The sequence below is a fragment of the Croceitalea vernalis genome (assembly GCF_031846405.1).
GTDB lineage: Bacteria > Bacteroidota > Bacteroidia > Flavobacteriales > Flavobacteriaceae > Croceitalea > Croceitalea vernalis.
In genome coordinates this window covers 273311-298367 of the sequence record NZ_JAVRHU010000003.1, presented here as the reverse complement: position 1 = coordinate 298367, position 25057 = coordinate 273311, and the positions used below count along the sequence as shown (strand labels likewise).

21 protein-coding genes are annotated in these 25057 nt (G+C 35.0%); 14 read left to right on the top strand and 7 right to left on the bottom strand.

Annotation, left to right across the window (positions count from 1 at the left end; translation table 11 throughout):
* Window positions 1-15: 15 nt before the first annotated feature.
* Window positions 16-834, bottom strand: a complete 819-nt coding sequence (kdsA, locus tag RM520_RS11740; protein WP_311388143.1) for a 3-deoxy-8-phosphooctulonate synthase — start codon at window positions 832-834, stop codon at window positions 16-18.
* Between the two features lie 71 nt (window positions 835-905).
* On the opposite strand from kdsA, the gene RM520_RS11735 reads away from it, so the two are divergent.
* From RM520_RS11735 to typA, 3 genes are all read left to right on the top strand, one after another.
* Window positions 906-1463 carry a hypothetical protein gene (locus RM520_RS11735; RefSeq protein ID WP_311388142.1) on the top strand — a complete coding sequence of 186 codons (558 nt, stop codon included), beginning with the start codon at window positions 906-908 and terminating at the stop codon, window positions 1461-1463.
* A 79-nt stretch (window positions 1464-1542) separates the two neighbouring features.
* Window positions 1543-2085, top strand: coding sequence for a hypothetical protein (locus RM520_RS11730; RefSeq protein WP_311388141.1), 543 nt, complete (start codon window positions 1543-1545; stop codon window positions 2083-2085).
* A 97-nt stretch (window positions 2086-2182) separates the two neighbouring features.
* A complete protein-coding gene (gene typA, locus RM520_RS11725) occupies window positions 2183-3982 on the top strand; it encodes a translational GTPase TypA (RefSeq protein ID WP_311385886.1) in 1800 nt (599 codons plus the stop codon).
* Window positions 3983-4032: 50 nt separating this feature from the next.
* Here the strand turns inward: typA and ppgK are convergent, their stop codons facing one another.
* From ppgK to RM520_RS11710, 3 genes are all read right to left on the bottom strand, one after another.
* Window positions 4033-4791, bottom strand: a complete 759-nt coding sequence (gene ppgK / locus RM520_RS11720) for a polyphosphate--glucose phosphotransferase (RefSeq protein ID WP_311388140.1) — start codon at window positions 4789-4791, stop codon at window positions 4033-4035.
* Between the two features lie 93 nt (window positions 4792-4884).
* Complete coding sequence (locus tag RM520_RS11715) at window positions 4885-5307, bottom strand: hypothetical protein (protein WP_311388139.1); 423 nt, start codon at window positions 5305-5307, stop codon at window positions 4885-4887.
* A 12-nt stretch (window positions 5308-5319) separates the two neighbouring features.
* A complete protein-coding gene (locus tag RM520_RS11710; protein WP_311385883.1) occupies window positions 5320-6003 on the bottom strand; it encodes a cell division ATP-binding protein FtsE in 684 nt (227 codons plus the stop codon).
* 144 nt (window positions 6004-6147) lie between these two features.
* Here RM520_RS11710 and RM520_RS11705 point away from each other — a divergent pair, with 144 nt between their 5' ends.
* The 3 genes from RM520_RS11705 (at window position 6148) to RM520_RS11695 (ending at window position 12130) form a co-directional block, all read left to right on the top strand.
* Window positions 6148-9171, top strand: a complete 3024-nt coding sequence (locus RM520_RS11705) for a tetratricopeptide repeat protein (RefSeq protein WP_311388138.1) — start codon at window positions 6148-6150, stop codon at window positions 9169-9171.
* A 10-nt stretch (window positions 9172-9181) separates the two neighbouring features.
* Window positions 9182-10930 (top strand): TonB-dependent receptor, encoded by a 1749-nt coding sequence (locus RM520_RS11700; protein WP_311388137.1) that lies wholly within the window; start codon window positions 9182-9184, stop codon window positions 10928-10930.
* Window positions 10931-11098: 168 nt separating this feature from the next.
* The gene (locus RM520_RS11695) at window positions 11099-12130 is read left to right on the top strand and encodes an OmpA family protein (protein WP_311388136.1); all 1032 of its coding nucleotides are present in this window, start codon (window positions 11099-11101) and stop codon (window positions 12128-12130) included.
* 3 nt (window positions 12131-12133) lie between these two features.
* Here the strand turns inward: RM520_RS11695 and RM520_RS11690 are convergent, their stop codons facing one another.
* A complete protein-coding gene (locus RM520_RS11690) occupies window positions 12134-12553 on the bottom strand; it encodes a carboxypeptidase-like regulatory domain-containing protein (protein WP_311385879.1) in 420 nt (139 codons plus the stop codon).
* Window positions 12554-12702: 149 nt separating this feature from the next.
* Here RM520_RS11690 and RM520_RS11685 point away from each other — a divergent pair, with 149 nt between their 5' ends.
* From RM520_RS11685 to RM520_RS11675, 3 genes are read left to right on the top strand one after another with little or no spacing between them, the layout of a single operon-like run.
* Window positions 12703-13794: an OmpA family protein gene (locus tag RM520_RS11685; protein WP_311385878.1), complete on the top strand. Its 1092-nt coding sequence runs from the start codon at window positions 12703-12705 to the stop codon at window positions 13792-13794.
* Between the two features lie 55 nt (window positions 13795-13849).
* A complete protein-coding gene (locus RM520_RS11680; RefSeq protein ID WP_311388135.1) occupies window positions 13850-14932 on the top strand; it encodes an OmpA family protein in 1083 nt (360 codons plus the stop codon).
* 49 nt (window positions 14933-14981) lie between these two features.
* On the top strand, window positions 14982-16811 hold the full coding sequence (locus RM520_RS11675; RefSeq protein ID WP_311388134.1) for a DUF885 domain-containing protein: 1830 nt from the start codon (window positions 14982-14984) through the stop codon (window positions 16809-16811).
* Window positions 16812-16895: 84 nt separating this feature from the next.
* Here the strand turns inward: RM520_RS11675 and RM520_RS11670 are convergent, their stop codons facing one another.
* Window positions 16896-17435: a DUF2911 domain-containing protein gene (locus RM520_RS11670; protein WP_311388133.1), complete on the bottom strand. Its 540-nt coding sequence runs from the start codon at window positions 17433-17435 to the stop codon at window positions 16896-16898.
* Between the two features lie 241 nt (window positions 17436-17676).
* Here RM520_RS11670 and asnB point away from each other — a divergent pair, with 241 nt between their 5' ends.
* The 3 genes from asnB (at window position 17677) to RM520_RS11655 (ending at window position 22712) form a co-directional block, all read left to right on the top strand.
* The gene (asnB, locus tag RM520_RS11665; protein WP_311388132.1) at window positions 17677-19347 is read left to right on the top strand and encodes an asparagine synthase B; all 1671 of its coding nucleotides are present in this window, start codon (window positions 17677-17679) and stop codon (window positions 19345-19347) included.
* 329 nt (window positions 19348-19676) lie between these two features.
* Window positions 19677-21617 carry a DNA topoisomerase (ATP-hydrolyzing) subunit B gene (gyrB, locus tag RM520_RS11660; RefSeq protein ID WP_311388131.1) on the top strand — a complete coding sequence of 647 codons (1941 nt, stop codon included), beginning with the start codon at window positions 19677-19679 and terminating at the stop codon, window positions 21615-21617.
* A gap of 84 nt (window positions 21618-21701) precedes the next feature.
* Window positions 21702-22712: a DUF6588 family protein gene (locus RM520_RS11655; RefSeq protein ID WP_311388130.1), complete on the top strand. Its 1011-nt coding sequence runs from the start codon at window positions 21702-21704 to the stop codon at window positions 22710-22712.
* 77 nt (window positions 22713-22789) lie between these two features.
* Here RM520_RS11655 and RM520_RS11650 read toward each other — a convergent pair whose 3' ends face one another.
* Window positions 22790-23164 (bottom strand): lipocalin family protein, encoded by a 375-nt coding sequence (locus tag RM520_RS11650; protein WP_311385871.1) that lies wholly within the window; start codon window positions 23162-23164, stop codon window positions 22790-22792.
* 236 nt (window positions 23165-23400) lie between these two features.
* Between RM520_RS11650 and mdh the strand changes: the two genes are divergently transcribed.
* Window positions 23401-24327, top strand: coding sequence for a malate dehydrogenase (mdh, locus tag RM520_RS11645; RefSeq protein ID WP_311385870.1), 927 nt, complete (start codon window positions 23401-23403; stop codon window positions 24325-24327).
* A gap of 90 nt (window positions 24328-24417) precedes the next feature.
* Window positions 24418-25041: a hypothetical protein gene (locus tag RM520_RS11640; protein WP_311388129.1), complete on the top strand. Its 624-nt coding sequence runs from the start codon at window positions 24418-24420 to the stop codon at window positions 25039-25041.
* Window positions 25042-25057: the final 16 nt, after the last annotated feature.

The window sequence follows — 25057 nt, the reverse complement described above, 5'->3', positions numbered from 1 at the left end:
GGTAAACATTGAAATTTACAAACGATTAACAACTTCGCGTATTGCCACTAAATCACTTAAAAGTTTCTCTAATAAGCTAAGCTCTAACATATTTGCTCCATCACTTTTAGCATTAGCTGGGTCAAAATGAGTTTCGATAAAAAGGCCATCAGCTCCTGCGGCTATGCCTGCTTTAGCCATAGTCCCTATTAATGCAGGACGGCCACCCGTAACACCGGAAGACTGATTGGGTTGTTGTAATGAATGAGTAACATCTAAAACAACAGGAGCATACGCTTTCATAGTAGGAATGCCTCTAAAATCAACCACCATATCTTGATAACCAAACATAGTGCCTCTGTCGGTTATTATGGCCTGTGAATTTCCAGTTTCGGTTATTTTAGTTACAGCATGTTTCATGCTTTCAGGACTCATGAATTGTCCTTTTTTTATGTTTACCACTTTGCCAGTTTTTGCCGCTGCGACTAGCAAGTCCGTTTGCCGAGCTAAAAATGCTGGAATTTGTAATACGTCGACATACTGAGCAGCCATTTCTGCATCTTGTTCAGTATGAATATCAGTTACCGTTGGTACATTAAATGTTTCAGATACTTTTCTCAGGATTTTTAGCGCTTTTTCATCACCAATTCCCGTAAAGGAATCAAGGCGACTTCTGTTTGCTTTTTTAAAACTCCCTTTAAAGATGTATGGTATTTGTAAATCATCAGTTATAGCAACAACTTTCTCAGCAATTCTAAGTGCCATTTCTTCTCCTTCAATGGCGCATGGACCAGCCAATAATAAAAAATTATCAGTATTAGTATGTTTTATCTGAGGAATAAGACTTAGTTGCATGTGACTTAATTTTTGGCAAAAATACTATTTTGAATAAGTCTGTGTTATGTTAATACCCAAATTCACCTACTATGCAAAGAATTATCCTTTTGATTTTTTGTTTTTTAACCGCAATACTACATTCTCAATTTGGAAAAAATTGTGAGTTGCGGCAATGGAAAATTAATATAATTAGTCCTGGGCTTGAATACGAAATGGGTATCGGTGTAAATCAAACCTTAAATATTAAAGCGGCATTACAACCCGCTCTTGATCCAGCTTTTACCGACCCCTATGATGAAATTAACTTTGTTCCTGCACTGACACTGCAAACTCGATTTTACCATAATTTTGAACAAAGAGCCAGAAGGCGGAGACAGATATATGGTAATTCGGCAAACTATTTTGCACCTACCGCCGCGGTGTTATCTCCTGACCCAAGAGTTGTTGCTAATGAGATAGAGGAAGGAGTTCATGGATATGCTGGATTAGTCTATGGGTTACAACGCAGTTATAATTCAGGTCTCAGTTTTTCAATTGATGCTGGGGCAGCCTACTATGTTGGGCCTTTTAAAAATGGTATTTATCCGATCGTTAACTTAAGTATTGGTTGGATTGTGAGCGAGAAACGCTGGTGTGTAGGCAAATAATTCGCTAAGGTACTTGTAGTTCTTATTTCAAGATTGGCATTGTATTTGTTAAAAGGATTGCATAACTAAAAACACCATCATGCGAATTATTTCAACTTTTTTATGTCATTTTCTTACTTCAATAGTTTTAAGTCAGTCTTCTTACAATGTTGAAAACAATCAATTCAAAGTAAATTTTCTAGCCCCAAGTTTAGAATATGAAAAAGGGATTGGTAATGACGCTACTATAAATCTTGAACTTGGAACTGGTTTTGCAATTAGAACTGGTTCTGAACGTAGTACAGAGTTTGGTATCTATCCTTATGTTGAAAGTCAATATCGTTATTACACGAATATGAAACGTAGATTGACAAAAGGAAAAAAAATCAGTGCTAATTCTGGAAATTATTTAGCTCTCAGTGTTTTATATGTTAATGGCAATTCGATACTAGGTGATTTAAATCTTAGTAATAATAGCAACTTATTTGTTGGTCCTTTATACGGGTTGCAACGTACTTCAAAATCAGGATTTAACTTTGGCTTGGAGTTTGGCAGTGGTTACTATCAAAATGATGTTGATAGTGGTCTTGCAGTTAGAATTGATTTTAGTATTGGATGGGTACTAGGGAATAAGAAAAAGTAATTGCAAAACTTCCTCAAAATCAATAAGATAAAAATAACACAGCTTTGTGTTACACTGTAAAATTTAGCAGTATCTTTGCACGCTTAAAATAAAGGTTATGTCTAAAATCAAGAATATTGCCATCATTGCTCACGTTGACCACGGTAAAACTACGTTGGTTGATAAGATTATGTTTCATTGTCAATTGTTTCGTGAAAATGAGAACAAAGGTGATTTAATTCTAGACAATAATGATTTGGAAAGAGAACGTGGTATTACCATTGTTTCTAAAAATGTTTCTGTTGTTTATAAAGAGACAAAGATTAATATAATCGATACACCTGGTCACGCCGATTTTGGCGGTGAGGTAGAGCGTGTATTAAATATGGCTGATGGCGTATTACTGTTAGTAGATGCTTTTGAAGGTCCAATGCCGCAAACACGATTTGTACTTCAAAAAGCAATTGACTTAGGTTTAAAACCTTGTGTTGTTATCAATAAAGTTGATAAAGAAAATTGTACTCCTGAAGAAGTACATGAAAAAGTTTTTGATCTGATGTTCGAATTGGGTGCTGAAGAATGGCAGTTAGATTTTCCAACGGTATATGGGTCTGCAAAACAGAATTGGATGAGTGAAGATTGGCAAAATCCAACTGATAATATTGAGCCTTTATTGGATATGGTAATAGAACATGTCCCTGAGTTTAAGCCTCAAGAGGGAACTACACAAATGCTAATTACATCCTTAGATTTTTCGTCTTTTACTGGTCGTATAGCGATTGGTAGATTAACAAGAGGTTCTTTAAAAGAAGGACAACAAGTCTCATTGGTAAAAAGAGATGGTACAATCGTAAAATCAAAAATTAAAGAGCTTTTTACTTTTGAAGGATTAGGTCGTCAAAAGGTGCAAGATGTAAGAACTGGTGATATTTGTGCTATAGTTGGTATGGAAGGTTTTGAAATTGGTGATACTGTTGCAGATATTGAAAATCCTGAAAAACTAAAGACAATTGCCATTGATGAGCCAACGATGAGTATGCTATTCACTATTAACGATAGTCCTTTCTTTGGTAAAGACGGAAAATTCGTTACTTCAAGGCATATTAATGAACGTTTGCAAAAAGAACTTGAAAAGAACTTAGCGCTGAGAGTTGAAGAAACTGATAGTGCAGATAAGTTTATGGTTTTTGGTCGTGGCGTATTACACCTTTCAGTTTTAATTGAGACTATGCGTCGCGAAGGTTACGAATTACAGATTGGTCAACCGCAAGTAATCATAAAAGAGATTGATGGAAAAAAATGTGAACCTGTAGAGCATTTGACTATTGATTTGCCCGAAGAAGTTTCAGGAAAAGCTGTAGAAATGGTTTCTATCCGTAAAGGAGAGATGACGAGTATGGAGGCCAAGGGTTCTCGTATGTTGTGCGAGTTTATAATCCCGTCAAGAGGAATCATTGGTTTACGAAATCAATTACTGACAGCCACTGCAGGTGAGGCTATTATGGCGCATCGATTTTTAGAGTATCAACCATTAAAAGGAGAAATTGCTCAACGTAATAATGGATCATTAGTTTCTATGGAAAATGGTTCTGCAATTCCTTATTCAATTGATAAACTGCAAGATAGAGGTAAGTTTTTTATTGATCCGGGAGAAGATATTTATGAAGGACAGGTTATTGGTGAAAACTCTAGAGCAGATGACATGACTGTTAATGTAACGAAAACCAAAAAGCTATCGAATGTTCGTTCATCTGGAGCAGATGATAAGGCTAAAATTGTACCGGCTATTAAGTTTTCGTTAGAAGAGGCTTTAGAATATATTCAAAAAGATGAATATTGCGAGGTAACTCCTAATCACCTTCGACTTCGAAAAATTTATTTAAAAGAAGTTGATCGTAAACGAAATAAGATTACTTAAAAAATAAAAAAAGCCCTTTTTAAAAAGGGCTTTTTTTATTAATAATTTTTTTAATTGAGATGGCCATGGTGTTCTTCCTTTAAACTGGCTACGGCAGCACCAATGATTCCAGCATGATTCATTAATTCTGCTTTTACAACTTCAGTTTCGATATCAATATACTGGTTAAACTCATTCCATTTTTTAGAAGTTCCTCCGCCTACTATTATTAAATCTGGCGCAACAATAGTTTCAACTAACTTAAGAAACTTATTAAAACGTTTGCCCCATTTTTCAAAAGTCAAATCTTCACGCTCTTTAGCAGAGGCAGCAGCCCAAAGCTCAATCTTCTTGTATTTTTTGTATGGAATTTGTCCCAGCTCAAAATTTGGTAATAAATGTCCATTATAAAAAGCACCGCTACCAAGACCTGTGCCAATGGTAATCATGATAACTAAACCTTCTCTTCCTTTTCCAATACCATAATTCATTGAAGCATAGCCAGCAGCATCAGCATCATTGACTACAGTGCATTCACGACCAGTTACGGTAGTTAATAATTCGTCAATATTAACACCAACCCAGCTTTCATCAAGATTGCCGGCCGACATACAAACGCCATTTTTTACAATTGTGGGAAACCCGCATCCGACGGGTCCATTATAGTTAAAATGATTAGCAATTTGCTTAATCACTTCAGCCATTTCTTGAGGTTTTCTTGAAGTTGGGGTTGGTATTCGGAACCTTTTGGTTAGCATTTCTCCAGTTTCAGCATTTACCAAGGCTCCTTTTATTCCGGTGCCACCTATATCAATTCCAAGAAGTTCCATAAAAGGAAAGTAAGTTTTGTTTTAACAAAGAAACGAAAATCTTTTGGGTGATACTTAACGAATTTTTAACAATACTTGTAATTATGAGATATTTTAATCAGTGGGTTGTATGTAGTAATCAATAGAATTTAAAGAATGATTTGGGTCAATTAGGTCTAAAAGTTTATCGATTACTTTACCAAAATTGGTTAAAGTTCCCAGTTCTTTGTTTTTACCGATAGCGCTTGAAATAGTTTCATCTCTATTCCCAAATTGATATCCATTATTTTTTATCCAAATACTATTGAAAAGATGTTGCATAAGCACATTCCCAAGCTGGTCAATTGATATAGCTAATTGCAAAGCATACCCGCCGATACCCTTTATTCCTTTCGTAAAAAGTAATTTAAGAAAAGCAAAAATAAACCCAATTGGCCCTGAGATAAGCATTAAAACTATCGATATTAGAAAAAGTAGTATCCCGATTAAAGGGTTTATCTCTTTATCTTTTTTATGATTTTCTTTATGGAGTATCATGCTCTATTTAATTTAAATAGCTTTTTGAATTACTTCAAACATCTTGTTACCATCACATTTGATTGTTTTATGTGGATATTTTAAAATAAGTGCATAATCATGGGTAGCCATAATAATAGTGCGACCACTATCATTAATATCTTGAAGTACCTTCATGACTTCTACACTTGTTTGAGGATCAAGATTACCTGTTGGCTCATCTGCCAATATTAATTCAGGGTCATTAAGTAAAGAGCGAGCTATGGCAATACGTTGTTGTTCACCACCTGAAAGCTCATGAGGAAATTTAAAGCCTTTGGTTTTCATTCTAACTTTGTCCAAAACCTCTTCAATTTTCAAATCCATTTTTACAGAATCTGTCCAACCAGTAGCTTTTAAAACAAACTTTAGATTATTGTTAATATTACGATCAGAAAGCAATTTGAAATCTTGAAAAACGATGCCTAGTTTTCTTCGTAAAAATGGTATGTCATTTTCCTTGAGAGTTTTTAGATTAAAGTCTACAACCGACCCATAACCTTGTCTCAAAGGGATATCCCCATAAAGTGTCTTCATGAAACTACTTTTACCACTTCCGGTTTTTCCAATAATATAAACGAATTCACCCTTTTTTACTTCTAAAGTGACATCATTAAGTATTAAGTTTTCATTTTGAAAAACAGCGACGTCTTGTAATTTCAATATGGTTTCTGGCATTTTTTAACTTTAAGAGATATAAAGGTACTAAGTTCCTTAATTCTATGTTTGAAACTATTCTTTTTAACGCACTTTGATTAAAAATATACTTTGGCGCGGATTTTGACGTTATGGATTCATCAATCGAGAACAGCGTAGAACACTATGAATCGAACCACTTCATTATTTTTTATTTTCCAATTAGGCGTTTTATTATCCATTGACGCCCAAGAAACAAAAATTTATACCCACGAACAGAAGCAGTTTCAAGATGCCTTGGCTTTGTATAATAACCAACAATATCAGGCAGCTCAAGCTTTATTTGAAAAGGTTAAAAACACCACTGATGATTATGAGACTGAAGCTAATAGTGTTTATTATGCTGCCAATGCTGCGGTAAGACTTAATCAAAGAGGTGCCGATAAACTAATGGAAGATTTTGTCGAACGCTACCCAACGTCTACCAAACGTAATTCTGCTTTTATTGATGTAGCGGACTATTATTTTGAGACTGGAAAATACCCTTACGCCTTAAAGTGGTATAAGAAAGTGGATAAAGGGGCTATGGCTAGGGCTGATGAAGAACGTTATAATTTCAATAGTGGTTATTCTTACTACGCCACAAATAATGCAGACCAAGCAGAACGCTATTTAAATAAAGTTCTAGATTCAGAAAAGTATGGAGCTCAAGCGAAATACTACATGGGCTATATCGCTTATGAGCATGATGACTATGAATCGGCAAATGAGCGTTTTGATGAAATTACAGACCCCAAGGTTCTAGAAGAGAAACTATCATACTACCAAGCAGATTTAAATTTTAAGCTAGGTAATTTTGAAAAGGCCATTGAGATGGCTGAAAAACAAATTCCGAAATCAGATAGACGAGAAATTTCTGAGTTAAATAAAATAATAGGTGAAAGCTATTTTAATTTAGAAAAATACGATCAAGCAATTCCTTACCTAAAACAATATAAAGGTAAAAGAGGTAAATGGAGTAATACAGATTTTTATCTTTTAGGATACAGTTACTATAAACAAGGCGATTTTGAATCGGCAATTGGTCAATTTAATAGAATTATTGGGGGCACCAATAGCGTTGCTCAAAATGCTTATTACCATTTAGCAGAATGTTATTTAAAATTAGATAAAAAATCAGAAGCCTTAAATGCATTTAGGAATGCCTCAGAGATGACGTTCAATGAAGAAATTGAGAAAGATGCAACTCTAAATTATGCCCGATTAAGTTATGAAATTGGTAATGCCTATGAGCCTGTACCACAGGTTATCAGTGCCTATTTAGAAAAATACCCTAAGGATGAACATCAAAATGAATTACAAACTCTTTTGGTAGATTCTTACATCACATCAAAGAATTTTGAAGGTGCAATGATTCTGCTCGAAAAAAACAGTGGTTATGCAAGTAAAGAAACTTATCAAAAGGTAGCTTTTTATCGTGGTGTGGAGCTTTTTATTGATGGAGATTATGAAAACGCTATTGAGCGGTTTTCAAAGTCTCTAAAAAATACAGAGAATAAAGATTTTGAGGCTAGGGCACAATATTGGAAGGCTGAATCGGCGTATCGCCTGAACAGGTTCGAAGAAGCTTTGAGTGATTTTACATCTTTTGAACATAGTTTAACAAGTAAAAATGTAGAAGAATATAATCAGTTAGATTATAATCTTGGCTATAGCCATTTTAAATTGAAAAATTATACCAGTGCTATTTCTTATTTCAAGAAAGTAACTAATAATTACGAAGATGGGCTTCCGGAAAAAACGGACGCTTACTTACGACTAGGTGATAGTTATTTTGTGACTAGTAATTACAACGCCGCAATTTCTGAATACAATAGCGCCTCAAAAATAAATGGACCTGAACGTGATTATGCTACCTTTCAAAAAGCGCTATGTAATGGTTTCTTAGGTAATAATTCTAATAAAATTAATGAGTTAGAGCGTTTTGTTGAACGTTTTCCAAGGTCTTCGCTACGCGATGATGCCTTATTCGAATTAGGAAATACTTATATAAAAGGCGGGAATGAAGCATCTGGTTTGCAAACTTATAATCAATTAATTTCAAGATTTTCAAAGAGCAAGTTTGCACCACAAGCTATGCTACGACAGGGCTTAGTCCATTACAATGCAAATCGTAATGAACAGGCTTTAACCAAATTGAAAAAGGTTGTAAATGACTATGCTAATACGCAAGAGGCGAAACAGGCAGTTGCTACTGCGAAATTAGTTTATGTTGATATGGGTAGGGTAAGTGAATATGCTGCTTGGGCAAGAAATTTAGATTTTGTTGAAGTAACAGATGCTGAGCTTGATGAAGCTAGTTTTGAAGCTGCCAATAGAAAATACGCTGAAGGTAAGACTGATGGCGCTATTAAAAGTTTTGAAGACTATCTCAAAGAATTTCCTAATGGTTTACATTCTAATCAAGCCAATTTCACTTTAGCGCAACTTTATTTTTCAAAAGGTGATCAAGTAAAGGCCTTGCCGCGCTATGTAAATGTAGCTGATAGTGGAACAAGTGAATATACTGAACAAGCTTTAACAAGGGTTTGTGAAATATATGTAGCAAAGCAAGATTATCAAAATGCGGTACCATTTTTAGAAAGACTCGAGAATACAGCTGAAATTTCTCAGAATAAAACCTTCGCCCAATCAAATTTAATGAAAGGGTACTACAAGCAAAAGAATTATCAGCTCACTATCGCCTATGCTGAAAAAGTATTAGCCGCTTCGAATATTGATGATCGTATTAAAAGTGATGCTCAAATTATGATAGCTCGCTCAGCAATTGAAACAGGAAATGAACAATTAGCAGAATCTGCATTTACCGAAGTAAAAAAAATAGCATCAGGTGAAGTTGCTGCAGAGGCATGGTACTATGATGCATTTTTTAAGAATAAGAATACGGATTATGAAGCTTCAAATATTTCCGTACAAAGATTAGTAAAAGATTACGCCGGTTACAAAGAATGGGGTGGAAAAGGATTAGTACTAATGGCAAAGAATTTTTATGCTTTAGATGATGCTTTTCAGGCTACTTATATATTGGAAAGTGTAATAGAAAATTTTGCAGAATTTAATAAAATTGTTGCAGAGGCAAAAGGCGAACTTTCCTTAATAAAAACCCGTCAAGCAGAAATAAATTCATCAGTTAATCCTAACGGAAATTAATCAGAAATCGATGCAAAAACGAAATTTATTCATCATATTTTTTTTGAGCCTTTTTATGTTGGTTTCAGCCCAAGAAACTGACGATATCGGCACTGAAACGGTTACCGTTGTAAAACCCTATTCCCCCACCGTTTCAGATGCTTTTAAGATAAAATCGGTTCCTGTTCTTAATGATTCAATTGTATTGCAAAAAAAGAAAATTGAATATAGTATTTTCTCGGTTCCTGTCGCATCTACGTTTACTCCAGCAAAGGCAAAAGCTGCTAAGGTTGAGAAATTACCACCTCCAATATTATATAATTCATATGCGTCGGTTGGTTTGGGTAATTTTAATAATGCCTTAGTCGATTTTTATACCAGTCGAGAATTAGGGAGGGATGAAGATTTGTTAGACTTTGGTTTTTCCCATCATTCTTCAAGAGGTGATATTAATAGCACACCGTTAGAGACAGATTTTTATAACACAAAATTGAATGCTTCATATGCTAAAAAAGACCGTGATTTTGATTGGGGTGCAAGCATTGGACTGCAACATCAATTGTATAATTGGTACGGATTAGAGAGTGGTGCTTTCACACAAACTCAAGTTAATGCTATAGACGAAAGACAAAATTATTTTAACGCTCAAGTAAAGGGCCATTTAAATTTAGAGGATTCTTTTTTTAAAAATGGAAATATTTTGATTCGTCGTTTTTGGGATACTTCAGAATCAGCAGAGAACAGGGCTGTTTTTAAATCTGAAATTGAATTACCTATTACAGATGAATTGGTAAATATCAAAACTAAGTTTGATTATCTCGGTGGTAGTTTTATCAACGCAGATTTGAATAGTACAGAAAATACAAATGGTGTTGATTATGGTCATTTTCAAGTTGGAGTGAATCCAAGTTTCTTGGTTTTACGTGATGAGTTGACCCTTAGTTTGGGTGCTAATTTTGTTTATGGTTCAGATATTGAACGAAGTAATGGTAGTTTTTATATTTATCCAGCAGTTACTGCCTCTTATCGCTTACTTGATGAACAAGTAATTGCCTATGGAGGAATAGAAGGTGATTTAAGGCAAAACTCGTATTATGATTTTGTTAATGACAATCCATACGTTTCTCCCACTTTATTTATTCAACCAACCGATCAGCAATACAATGGGTATTTGGGCTTAAAAGGACAATTATTCTCTAATGTTGGCTATAATATAAAGGGCTCATATATGGCAGAAAATCGTCGGCCTTTGTTCTTTTTAAATCCACAAAACCTTTTGAGAACAGATGATCAGGGTTATAACTACGGTAATTCTTTTCAAGTTTTTTATGACGATATCAGAACCCTTGGGGTTTTTGCTGAATTGAATGTTGATGTAAATAGAAACTTTACTTTAGGATTAAATGCTGAATATTACAATTATAGGACAGAGACTGATAATCCAGCTTGGAACCTTCCTGAATTAAAAGGGTCTTTGTTTATGGATTATCAAATTACGAATCAATGGTTTGCAGGGGCGAATTTATTTTTTATTGGTGAAAGACAAGATTTACAGTCGCAAGCAGTAGCCAATATTCCGGCAAATGAATTTCCATCGACAATTGTGACTTTAGATAGCTTTTTTGATGCTAATGCACATTTGGGTTATCGTTTTAATGATCAATTATCGGTTTTTGCAAAACTGTCAAACATCGCCAACAACAATTATCAGAATTGGTATAATTTCAGAGTTCAAGGTTTTCAAGCACTGGCAGGGGTTTCTTATAAATTTGATTTTTAGTGAAACACCAATTATTCTGCACTTAAGTTGAGTCCAACTAGTGTTTAGTTGAAGTTACCCTGAGAATACTATCGGCGTCTGTTTATTTTAGCCCAGTATTTCTTTTTACTATCTTACAACTGCATGAGAGCAGTTCTGTATAGCATAGTATTCCTAGTTAACGTACCCATGTGCCTTAGTCAGAATTTGGTGAAAAACCCAAGTTTTGAGGTGTATGAAATATGCCCTAAAACTCTTGGTACTTTTAATGAAGACGTAAAGCATTGGTCAACCCCGACTAATGGAACTACAGATTATTTTAATACATGTAGTAAGGTAATGGGTGCTCCAGAAAATTTTAATGGGGTTCAACAACCTAAATACGGAAATGCATATGCTGGTTTATATTTTTATGCACCAGCAGATTATCGAGAATATATTCAAGTGCCCTTAAAAGGAATGCTCAGAAAAGGAGTGGCCTATACCATCAGTTTCTACGTTAGTTTAGCGGAAGGTTCTGATTTTGCAGTGAAAGATTTTGGGGTTGTCATGAGTTATAAATCATTAGATGTTGAAACGCGTAAAGAGCTTTCAAGAGGACGATTGTATAGAACAGAAAGAAATCAATTTCAGACAATTGAAGTCAATCATCCAAAATTTCATAAAGATAAAACAGACTGGTTGAAAGTTGAAGCAAGTTTCAAAGCTAAAGGGTTTGAACGCTATCTTATACTGGGCAACCTTCGTAATAATAAGGGTACGAGAAAAGTGCAAACTAAAAGAAAAGAAACCAAGAAGGGGGCGTATTACTATATTGATATGGTTTCATTAACTGCAGATAGCGATATCATACTCGGTGAATCTGAAATAAAAAACGATTCTTTAATAGCTTTTAAGAATATACATTTTGATTTTGACCACTTTAATTTAACTCAAGAGGCTCGAGTAGAATTAACTAGTATATTGTCTAGACTTAAAGAAAACCCTAGACTAATGATTGAAATTCATGGGCATACTGATAATCAGGGTACTCAATATTATAACCATCTTCTTTCAAATAAAAGAGCAAAAGCAATTGCTAAATATTTAATTGATGCTGGAGTGAGTCGAGAAAGAGTTTCCTGGTTCGGTCATGGCAGTACAAAGCCTATTTCAAATAATATTGAAGAAACTGGACGTGCAAAGAATAGGCGTGCAGAATTTTTATTAAAAATAGAGTGATTCCTATTTTAAACTAAATGCACCAACGAATTGACTTTTTGGTTTGTCAAACAACCATTTATTTGACCAAGGCTTCATTCGGTAATTGAAGCCTAAACCATCTGAACCTCCTAGTAATTTTTTCATTTCCTCATTATATTCTAACACAATACTTTCTGTGCTCCCGCCACTTAAGACAAAAAAGGACTCTGTTTTATATCCTGTTGATTTGATATTAATTTTCCAATGAAAATCTTTATCGCTAGTTAGAGAGAATAAGCCATCATAGTCTGTATAAGTAATATCCTTGGAAGTATCAATAGAAATGGCAGCAAGATAAATTGGTAATCCCAATTCATCAGTGACTTTGCCAGTAATCGTATTTTGAGCATGGCCCAAAAACGGTAGCATAAATAATATGAGCACAATAGGTACTATGCGCATTATAATATAAGATTTGGACTATTGTAACGTAAGCTAACCAGAATTAGTATTTCTTTTCGATGAACGTCATTTTTAGAATTGCTAAATAACAAACAATATTGCTAAAAGATTGTCGTTTATACTAGTGCGAGAGCCAAAATCAGTATACTATGACCAATCTATACTCTCGCTTTAGCGTTTCTTTTATTTTCATTTTATTTTTTAGTGGTGTAACATTTGCACAAAACTTGATTTTGAATCCAAGTTTTGAGAGCTTTAAAGACTGCCCTGTCAATATGGCTAATTTTGATGCTTTGTTAGAAGATGTTTCCTTGCCGACCTCTAGCTCTGGTGATTATTTTAATAAGTGCGCCTCAAACGATTTTAACGTTCCGTCTAATTTTAAAGGTGAACAAGCAGCTAGTGATGGCGCTGGCTACATTGGTCTTTATTTTTATGCCTTAAATGATTATAGAGAATATATTCAATTGAATACGGCTAAGACCTTAAGAGAAAAACATCCATATAAAATATCATTACAAGTAAGTTTAGCTGAACATTCAAGTTTGGCTTTAAAAAATATGTCCATCCTTTTAACTAATGCTAGAATTAGAGTGCCAAATAGTGCGGCACTAACAAGTTCTAGAATGGATTTGCAAGAAGGAATTGAATTCTATGAAGTTTCATTAAAGGCTGACAAATCTTTATCGAGTAACGATGGCTGGGTTACTTTAACAGCAGAGTTTGACGCCAAAGGTTTTGAAAACCATATGATAGTTGGCAACTTCAGAAACAATGAGGATACTGAGTTATTAAAAAGTGACCAAACAATAATACCAAGTGACTTTTCATATTATTATGTAGATAATTTAGAGCTAGAAGAATTACCTCGAGTAAATTATGAGAAAGACAAAATATATGTTTTAGAGAGTAAGCCATTTGAACCCAAAGGCTATGAATTAGACGACGAAGCGATTGCAAGTGTTAAAAAGATTTTTAAGTTTTTAAAAGAGAATGCTGATGTGCAAATGAAAATCACTGGGCATTCTAATGAGGCGGGAAATCCTGAATACAACAAGTTTGTATCTTCATTAAGAGCAAGAGCTGTTGCTTTATATCTAAAAAAACTAGGAGTAAACGATGATCGTATCGTTTGGGAAGGTGTTGGTGAAACCAAGCCTCTCAGAAATGGTAAGTTAAAAGAAAACCAACTTAAAAAGCGTCAGGTTGAGTTTGTAATGACAAATTTTGACAACCAATAATAGACGCTGACCAAACCTAATTAATGAACTAAAGGTTCATTGATAAACTGAAAGTATGACTGAAAGATTATCTTTCGTCTTGGTTCTTTGTTTTTCGATTTTACCCTTAACTGCCCAAAACTTGGTGGTCAATGGTGGTTTTGAAGCATATTATGCATGCCCTACAATGATAGGGAATCTTTCAAATGATAGTAAAAGTTTAAAAGCACCAACAAAAGGCTCTACCGATTATTTTAATATATGTGGAGCAAAAGATGTAAGTATTCCCAATAATTTTAATGGTTCACAAGAAGCTTTTGAAGGTAATGCATATGCAGGTTTATATCTTTTAAGTCCTAATGATTACAGAGAATACATTCAGTTCAAGTTAAGTTCTAAATTAGAAAAGGGTAAATTTTATAAAGTCTCTTTACGTTTGAGCTTAGCAGAAATATCTGCCTTGGCCATACAAGAGGCTTCTGTGCTGTTAACTGAAAATCCATTAAATCTTGATACCAATAAAAATCTCTCTCCAAGGCGTTTAGATAGGTTTAAAGTGGATAAGTTTTCATACATCAAATTAAAAGTAAAAGGCACTATTTTTGATAGCGATAAGTGGTCATTAGTAGAAGCTGAATTTCAGTCAAAGGGCTATGAGGAATACTTGACTTTTGGCAATTTTAAAGACGACAGATATTCTAGAACTATAAGGTTGAATAAAAATGAGCCGAATCAAAAGAACCTTTCTTACTACTATATAGATGATGTTACCCTTGCAATTAGTAACAAGCAAAAATTTGAAATCAACAAGCCTTTTGTTCTGAATCAATTACAGTTTGAGTTTGATGATTTTAAGCTAACTGAAAAAGCAAAAAAGGAAGTTCAAAAAGTATACGCTCATTTGCGTAGAAACCCAAAAGTACAACTAGAAATTTATGGGCACACTGATGATTTGGGTTCTGAGAATTATAATAAATACTTGTCTTCAAGAAGGGCAAGGTCTGTAGCTCTGTACTTGCAGGAACTGGGACTCAGAGAAAAACGCATTACTTGGGAGGGAAAAGGGGATAAGGCCCCATTGCACTTAGGTACTTCTGATAAGGAGCGTGATGCCAATAGAAGAGTTGAATTCGTTATTACAAAATTTGAAGACCATTAAGGCATAAAAAGGCTCAAACCAAATCCGTATTTTTGGACAAAGCCTTAGTATGATTCGTTATTTCATTACCTCTGTTATAATATGTTTTGTTTGTCTAGTAGGATGTAAAAATTCTGACAAGAATTCTGAAATTGCCGTAACTGAAAATTTAGATTCCCTTTTTGCAGATTACCAAACTTTTAAGCTTGAAATCAACCCCATTGAAGCGACTAAAGCAGGTTATGCGATATATAATGATACTATTGCAGATTATGTTTCAGATCATTATCAAGCCTATTTGTTACGGCAGTATAAGGACTTTTTAAATCGTATTAAAAAAGTTGATACCAGTAGTTTGAACGAGACACAGAAAATAGCCCTTGGGGTAATGGAGTGGGATTGTGATATTAAAAAAGAAGGGCTATTGACACCTTTAACCATTATTACTTCTCCCATTTATAACCTACCAACGCTAGAGCTTTTTCCGCTAGGTCAAATTCAATCATTGCATTTATATGTCGCGCAGTTAGCAGGTGGTGCAAGTGTGCACCCTTTTAAAACTCCAAAAGACTATGACGATTGGTTAGATCGAATTGAAGATTATTTAGCGTTTTTGGATACTAGTATAAATAAAATGAAAGAAGGTGTTCAAATTGATATTGTTTTACCAAAGGCTTTGGTGGTAAAAATGATCCCGCAATTAGATGATTTTATTTCAACATCAATTGATGATCACTTGTTTTACCAACCCATAGTAAATATTCCCAATGATTTTAATGAGGCAACTAAACAGAGGCTTTCGTCTGCCTACAGCAAAGTTATTTCAGAAAAGGTGATACCTAAGTACACAGCTTTAAAGTCGTTTTTAGAAGAAGAATACTTGCCAAAAGCCAGAACAACCTCTGGTATTAATGCTTTAGCTAATGGTTTAGAAACCTATGATTATTTAATACGATTGCATACTACTACAAACATGACTGCAGATGAAATACATGAGTTAGGTAAAAGTGAAGTTGCAAGGATAAGAGGTGAAATGGAAGTGGCGATGACCCAGGTAGGTTTTAATGGTGATTTAATAGCATTTTTTGAACATGTTCGTTCCAATGATTCATTGAAGCCCTTTCAAGAACCGCAAGAAGTTATCTCTTATTTTAAATCAATAGAAAAAAATATAGATGCCAAGCTAGATTCCGTTTTTAACTTGAGACCAAATGCGGGTTTTGAGGTTCGGCGAACGGAAGCTTTTAGAGAGGCATCTGCTAGTGCAGAATATGTACCAGGTTCTAAAGATGCTAGCAGACCTGGAGTATTTTATGTGCCAATCCCAGTTGTAAGTGAATTTAATATATTGACTAGTGAAGCTTTATTTCTACACGAGGCGGTCCCAGGGCATCATTTTCAATTGTCTTTGCAGCAAGAAAATACGGATTTACCCGAGTTTTTACATCCTGAAAGTATGGGAGTTTTTGTTGAAGGTTGGGCTCTCTATGCTGAATCTTTGGGTAAAGAGCTAGGCTTGTATAAAGACCCATATCAGTATTTTGGAATGTTGAGCATGGAAATGCACCGAGCGATTAGATTGGTGGTTGATACAGGTATTCATGCAAAAGGCTGGACAAGAGAACAAGCCATTCAATATTCCTTAGAGAATGAAGCAGATTCTGAAGCAGGTATTACTGCAGAAATTGAACGGTATATGGCAACACCTGGGCAGGCCTTATCTTATAAAATAGGCCAATTAAAAATTAGAGAACTCAGAAATAAAGCGGAAGAAGTTTTAGGTGACGATTTTAATGTGGGCGATTTTCATGACCAAATACTGAATTCCGGTAGTTTACCGCTTGTTTTGTTGGAGGAGAAGATTGAGAGATGGATAGCTACAAAAAAGAAATCCGACTAATTTTAATTCAGATTAGGATATTATTAAAAATAAAAAACCCCCAAAGCCAATGCTTTGGGGGTTTAATTCTTTAAAGAATGATTCTTAAAACATTACAGGAGTAGCAACTCGAGTTGTTCCCCAGCCCATTACTAAATGTGCTCCACCATCAACTTTTTTAAAAGCAATAGAAAAAGCTTCTAACGATTCTCCGTCAGTTGATGAAGCTGAAGTTACACGAACAACATCAGCTCCTTTATCGTAAGTGTAAGCTCCCCATTGGTTTAAATTAGTATTTAAAATCACTGTCCACTCACCCTCACCTGGTATAGTGAATAATGAATACGTACCAGCAGCTACTTTTTCACCGCCAAAGTTAACATCTTTGTAAAAGGTAACCTCTGCAGCTTCGTTAGCACCAGTTCTCCAAACTTTTCCATTAGGAGCTAAATCAGAAATAGTACGACCTTTTAATTGTGGTCGGCTATAAATAACTCGCGCAACTTTGTCAGACTCTTTATAACTAGATGGAAAAGAAGCAATATCAGCAGGACTCTTATCTAATCCGCTAAATTTTTGTGCTGTCGCCTCGGTAGTGAAAACTAAGGCTAATGCAAATAATACAGGTATTAATACTTTTTTCATTTTTAAAATTTTAGTTGAACTCAAAAGTAGCTTGTATATGTATGCTACATTTTTAAAGAGTCGTTAAAATTTGCTCAACTTTCAATGTATACGCTTGAATCATTAATATTTTAGAAAATCATTACATTTTTATCATATCAATATTCTATTTATAACAAAATGTAACTAATAATAGACGTAAGCTTTTAATCTATGATTTAAAATGACATTTTTGTTTCATAATTGTTATTAAAGATAAGTTATGTGCGGAATTGTATGTGCGTTTGATGTAAAAGAAAGTACCGAGGTACTTAGACCACAATTATTAGAAATGTCTAAAAAAGTTAGACATCGTGGTCCAGATTGGAGTGGGATATTTGCCGATAAAAATGCCATTTTAGCTCACGAACGATTGGCTATTGTTGACCCTGCTTCGGGTAAGCAACCATTGTTTAGTGCTAATGGAAAATTAGTGCTAGCAGCAAATGGCGAAATATACAATCATAGTGAGCTTAGACAACAGTTTGATGGGACCTACGAATTTAAAACCCAATCGGATTGTGAGGTTATTTTAGCATTGTATCAAGAAAAAGGTGTCGATTTTATAGATGAACTAAATGGTATTTTTGGTTTTGCTATTTACGATACAGAAAAGGATGAATACTTTATAGCTCGTGACCATATGGGTATAATTCCACTATATATCGGATGGGATCAAAATGGCACCTTTTATGTGGCTTCTGAATTAAAAGCTTTAGAAGGTACTTGTACAAAAATTGAACTATTTCCTCCGGGGCATTACTTGCATAGTTCAACCGGTGAATTTGTTCGATGGTACCAAAGAGATTGGATGGAGTATGATGCTGTTAAAGAGAACCAAACTAGTATTGATGAAATTCATGATGCTTTGGAAGCGGCTGTAAAAAGACAATTGATGTCTGATGTACCTTACGGTGTGCTACTTTCAGGTGGATTAGATTCTTCAGTGACTTCTGCTGTTGCCAAAAAATATTCTCAAAAAAGAATTGAATCAGGCGATACAAAAGATGCCTGGTGGCCACAACTACACTCTTTCTCCGTTGGCTTAGATGGCTCACCAGATTTGGCTGCGGCTCAAAAAGTAGCAGACCATATTGGAACAGTCCATCATGAAATTAAGTTTACTATTCAAGAAGGTTTAGATGCTATTAAGGATGTGATTTATAATTTAGAAACCTATGATATAACAACGATAAGAGCATCCACACCCATGTACTTAATGGCTCGTGTTATTAAGTCAATGGGTATTAAAATGGTCTTATCTGGTGAAGGTGCCGATGAACTTTTTGGTGGATACTTGTATTTTCATAAGGCGCCAAGTCCGAAAGATTTTCATGAAGAAACAGTTCGTAAATTAGATAAGTTACATATGTATGATTGTCTTCGAGCGAATAAATCTTTAGCTGCATGGGGTATTGAAGGCCGTGTTCCATTTTTAGATAAAGAGTTTATGGATGTTGCTATGCGTATTAACCCAAAAGACAAGATGATTAATGGGGAGCGAATGGAGAAATGGGTTGTTCGAAAAGCTTTTGAGTCATATTTGCCAGAAAGTGTTGCTTGGAGGCAAAAAGAACAGTTTTCTGACGGTGTAGGATATAGTTGGATTGATACTTTGAAAGAGGTAGTTGCCGAAGCTGTAACGGACGAACAGTTAAAGAGTGCGAATTATAGATTCCCTATTCAGACCCCAACTTCGAAAGAAGAATATTATTACCGTTCTATTTTTGAAGAACATTTTCCTTCAGATGCAGCTGCTTTAAGCGTACCTCAAGAGCCTTCAGTGGCTTGTAGTACGAAAATCGCTTTAGAATGGGATGAAGCATTTAAGAACATGAATGACCCTTCTGGTAGAGCAGTTGCTAACGTTCATGATGATGCTTATGTAAAATAAGGCCTAAGTTTAATATACTTGCCGGCAAACCTACCCTGAGTCAGTTCTCAGGGTTTAATAAGAGTATTTGGGTTTTGAATCCAAATTTTTATTCATTTTAATTAGTCCGTGAGAAGCACCTTTTAAGGTGCTTCTCTAGTTAAACACCCCATATTTCTTAGCCTATAACTGAGTTTTTAAAGCTCAATTTAGAACCTAAACATTGGTGGATAATTTTCCACGATCATTTGTTGATAACTTAGATTGATGAAGCGCCTGAAACCCTTAATTTCATTAGGGATTGGTTATATTTGTAAGATTTGAAATTTTCAAAATAATTCAGTTTAATTATGAGCGAAGAAGCTAAGAAAAATCAATATTCTGCCGATAGTATTCAAGCCCTTGAGGGTATGGAACACGTGCGCATGCGTCCTTCCATGTATATTGGTGATGTAGGTACGAGAGGATTGCATCATTTGGTATATGAAGTTGTCGATAATTCTATCGATGAGGCTATGGGTGGTTATTGCGATAACATTGATGTTACTATTAATGAAGACAACTCTATTACGACAAAAGATAACGGTCGCGGTATACCGGTTGGTCTTCACCAAAAAGAAGGTGTTTCTGCTCTTGAAGTAGTAATGACGAAGATTGGTGCTGGTGGTAAATTTGATAAAGATTCTTATAAAGTTTCGGGTGGTTTACATGGTGTTGGAGTTTCTTGTGTAAATGCACTTTCTAGTCATTTAAAAGCTACGGTTTTCAGAGAGGGTAAAGTATGGGAGCAAGAATATGAAAGAGGAAAGACGCAATATCCAGTAAAAAGTGTTGGAGAGAGTAAAGAAACAGGTACCGTTGTAACCTTTACTCCAGATGACTCCATTTTTACTCAAACCACAGAATATAATTATGATACTCTGGCCAATAGAATGCGTGAGCTTTCTTATTTAAATAAGGGTATTACCATCACCTTAACTGATAAGAGAAATAAAGATGAAAAAGGTGAATTCATATCAGAGACCTTTCATTCGGATGAAGGTTTAAAAGAATTTATACGTTTCTTAGATGGAACAAGGGACCCGCTAATTCAAACGGTCATCTCCATGGAAGGAGAGAAGAACGGAATTCCCGTTGAGGTTGCTATGATATACAATACTGGATATTCTGAAAACCTGCATTCCTACGTAAATAATATTAATACCCACGAAGGGGGTACACATTTATCAGGTTTTAGAAGAGGACTTACAGGTACTTTAAAAAAGTATGCAGATAACTCTGGTATGCTTGATAAGTTAAAGTTTGAGATTTCAGGTGATGATTTCCGTGAAGGATTAACAGCTATTGTTTCTGTTAAAGTTGCTGAACCACAGTTTGAAGGGCAGACTAAAACTAAATTGGGTAACAGAGAAGCTACGAGTGCAGTAAGTCAGGCAGTTTCAGAAATGCTTACTGATTATTTAGAAGAGCATCCTGATGATGCTAAACAAATTGTAGAAAAAGTTAAACTGGCGGCTCAAGCACGTCATGCTGCGGCGAAAGCTCGTGAAATGGTCCAGCGTAAGAATCCGATGAGTGTCGGTGGATTACCTGGAAAATTATCCGACTGTTCTGAGCAAGACGCAACAAAATGTGAGGTGTTCTTAGTAGAGGGTGATTCTGCGGGTGGTACAGCAAAGCAGGGTCGTGACAGAATGTTTCAAGCGATTTTGCCCTTGAGAGGTAAGATTCTTAATGTTGAAAAAGCCATGCAACATAAAGTTTTTGAAAATGAAGAAATTAAAAATATATATACCGCATTAGGGGTAACCATAGGTACCGAAGAGGATAGTAAGGCATTGAATCTAGAAAAACTGCGCTACCATAAAGTAGTAATCATGTGTGATGCCGATGTTGATGGTAGCCACATTGAAACTTTAATTCTGACTTTCTTCTTTAGATATATGCGTGAATTGATTGAAGGAGGACACGTTTATATAGCAACTCCGCCGCTTTATTTAGTAAAGAAAGGTGCTAAAAAGCGCTATGCTTGGGATGATAAAGAACGAGATGATATTGTTGAATCTATGGGAGGTGCAGCAGGTATTCAACGTTACAAGGGTCTTGGTGAAATGAATGCTGAACAATTGTGGGACACTACAATGAACCCAGAGTTTAGAACTTTAAGACAGGTAACTATTGATAACGCCACTGAAACTGACCGAATATTCTCTATGTTAATGGGTGATGAAGTACCACCCAGAAGAGAATTTATTGAGAAGAACGCTATCTATGCCAACATTGACGTGTAGGTTCAGCATACATAACACTAATTTCACAACAAAAACTCGCTCCTACAGGGCGAGTTTTTTAGTTTTAAAGAAAATTAGTACAAAATGAAAATTAAAATAGGTATTGCGTTTTTGTTATGTTCTTTTGTAACGAACGCACAAAATTTGAATGATCTTTTAGTTGCCGGTTTAAATGATGCAGAACGTTTTGCAAATAGTTATTTGGCACCAGTAACTGAAGCAGGCATTTATAGTGTTTCTAATGGATGGTATAATTCAGCAGATGCAAAGCCTTTAGGTGGCTTTGAAATTTCACTTGTTGGTAATATTACAGGGTTCAAAAACAAAAATGACAAGAAGACATTTATTTTAAATACTGCAGATTACGAAAACCTAACATTTGATGATGGGAGTGCCTCAAGACAAGTATCAACTGCACTTGGTGATATTGATGGTATAATTGTGAATGTAAATGCGACTATTGAAGGTCAAGTGGTGAGCGAGCAATTTGAGTTACCTAAAGGAATTGGTGATGATATTAGTTTTGTACCCACAGGCTATATTCAAGGTAGTGTTGGTTTGATAAAGGGATTAGAAGTAAAAGCTAGGTTTTTACCTAAAATCGATACTGACGATGTTCAAATTGGTTTATTTGGAGCTGGATTGCAGTATGATTTCACTAAAATGTTGCCAGCTGATAAATTATTGCCTGTAGCTATTTCAGCTGTAATAGGGTACACTAATTTAAATGGTGAATATGATTTTACTGAAACAGGGGCAATTGCTGGTGAGAACCAACGAATTGATGCAAATATTACTACTTGGAATTTTAGTGCAGTAGTATCTACAAGAAAAATTCCTGTAATAAATTTTTATGGAGGATTAGGCTATATCGTGGGTAAATCTGAGACAGATTTATTAGGACGATACGAAGTTGCAACAGTGTCAGGCGTACCAATTGTTTATAACGACCCTTTTTCTATAACCAATGATGTGAGTGGAGTTACCGCAAATGTTGGTACTAAAATTAAACTAGGCTTTTTTAGAATAAATGTAGATTATAATATCGCTGAGTTTAGTACACTAACAGCAGGTATCAGTTTCGGTTTTAGATAAAAAGAAACGAATTTTTTCAAATAAAAAAAGCCTTGCTTAATATGTAGCAAGGCTTTTTATTTTCATATAGGGAAATGTTATTCTCTTAGTGCGAAAATACCACCATCGGCAAACTCTAACTGTTCAGGATCATCATCCATATTTATAATAACTGTAGTGTCTTCAATAGATTCCTCTCCATAAACAATGGAGTAAACGCCATTGTCAACGGTCCATTTGAAATCTGTAGAAAATGTAAGAGTTTCTTGAGAGTACTGATGATATCTTCCTAAATAAGCATCGTTAAAAATCCATTCTTCTTTTTCAATAGAAGAACTCATTCTATCTTCAACGGCGCTAATCTCGGTTTTTGACCATATTCCTAATACTGGATCATCGTTCTCAGGTAACCGAGTACAGTTACTCACAGAAATTAGGGTAATAATAGCCAATAATGAAAAGAACTTTTTCATAAGTAGGTAATTCGTAAGGTTTGGGATTAGGCTAACGAGATTTATGAATCGAGTATTGTAAAAATTCGACGTATTGCAGTTTTATGTCGATTTCTTCGTTGAACACCACATTTTTTTAACATTTGACAACTTTTTTATCTAACTAATTCTCTCTGAATTATGATTTTTTTTGTAAAATAAAAGGTTAAAAATTTGCTATTTTTACAGTCATTATAAAAATTCAAAAATACTATAAAATGAAAGTAACCGTAGTAGGAGCTGGAGCAGTTGGGGCAAGCTGTGCTGAGTATATTGCCATCAAAAATTTTGCTTCTGAAGTTGTGTTGTTAGATATTAAAGAAGGATATGCCGAAGGTAAAGCAATGGATTTAATGCAAACAGCTTCATTGAACGGCTTTGATACTAAGATCACTGGTAGTACCAGCGATTATACTAAAACAGCTAATAGTGATATTGCTGTAATTACATCAGGTATTCCACGTAAGCCAGGTATGACTCGTGAAGAGCTTATAGGTATCAATGCAGGTATTGTTAAAACGGTTTCAAAAAGTTTATTGGAGCATTCGCCCAATGCTATTCTTATTGTGGTGAGTAATCCTATGGATACCATGACTTATTTAGTACACAAAACAACCAACTTACCAAAGCATAAAATCATTGGTATGGGTGGCGCATTAGATAGCGCTCGATTTAAGTATCGTTTGGCAGAAGCCTTAGGGGCGCCTATTTCAGATGTTGATGGTATGGTAATTGGCGGACATAGTGATAAGGGTATGGTGCCATTAATTGGTCACGCAGCAAGAAATAGTGTTAAGGTCTCTGAGTTTTTAAGTGAAGATCGCATGCAGCAAGTTGTTGAAGATACGAAAGTGGGTGGGGCTACATTGACAAAGTTATTAGGTACCAGTGCGTGGTATGCTCCAGGTGCAGCAGTGTCAGGCCTTGTTCAAGCAATAGCTTGTGACCAAAAGAAAATATTCCCATGTTCAACTTATTTAGAAGGGGAATATGGATTAAATGATATTTGTATTGGTGTGCCTGTTGTTCTTGGTAAAGGAGGTATCGAAAAGATTGTAGATATTGATTTGAGCGACGCTGAAAAAGCTAAAATGCAAGAGAGTGCTAAAGGCGTTACTGCTACTAATGGTCTTTTAGAACTATAGGAGCTTAATATCACCTATTAAAAATTTAAGAAAAGAACCTTTGTAATGTAATTACAAGGGTTTTCTTTCTTTCTTTTTATATTTGCCGCTATGAATTCAAAATGGTACGTGAGTACTTTAGTTATTATTATAGCCTTAATAGGGCTAAATCAGGGACAAACTAAGGTTGCTAATCAGCAAATTGTAATACAATTTACTGATGAGGAAACAACTTTAGAATCTTCTTATGATGAGGTCTTGGTAACCATTACCCAAAAGTTACAAGACCTAGGCATTACTGATATTGAAATAATAGAAGATGATGATGCACAATTAAGTATCCGTTACTATAGTGAAATTGATGCCATAAGCGTTAAAGAATTCCTTTCTAAAAACTCCGAGTTAATACTTACTTACACGGATACAGATAAACTGCCTTTAGACGATTCAGAAAATGAATTTCCTGAGAATTGTAGTCTAGTAGTTTCTGACCTTCAGCAACAAACTAATGATGGGTTTCATAAAAATGGGAAACTGGCCTTTGAATTAAAGCAGGAGTACAATAGATTTTCCAACCCGGTTGTCTTACATTTTGATGATAAAATAAGTTTAGAGCAAGATGCTATTGTAGCTATTGCTTATAAAATAAATAGAGATATTGTAATTGCAATAACGAATACCTCACATACTATTCCACAAGTAAGGGCAGGTCCATGTATATTATGGAATTGCTAAAGTGTTTGTTAATAAT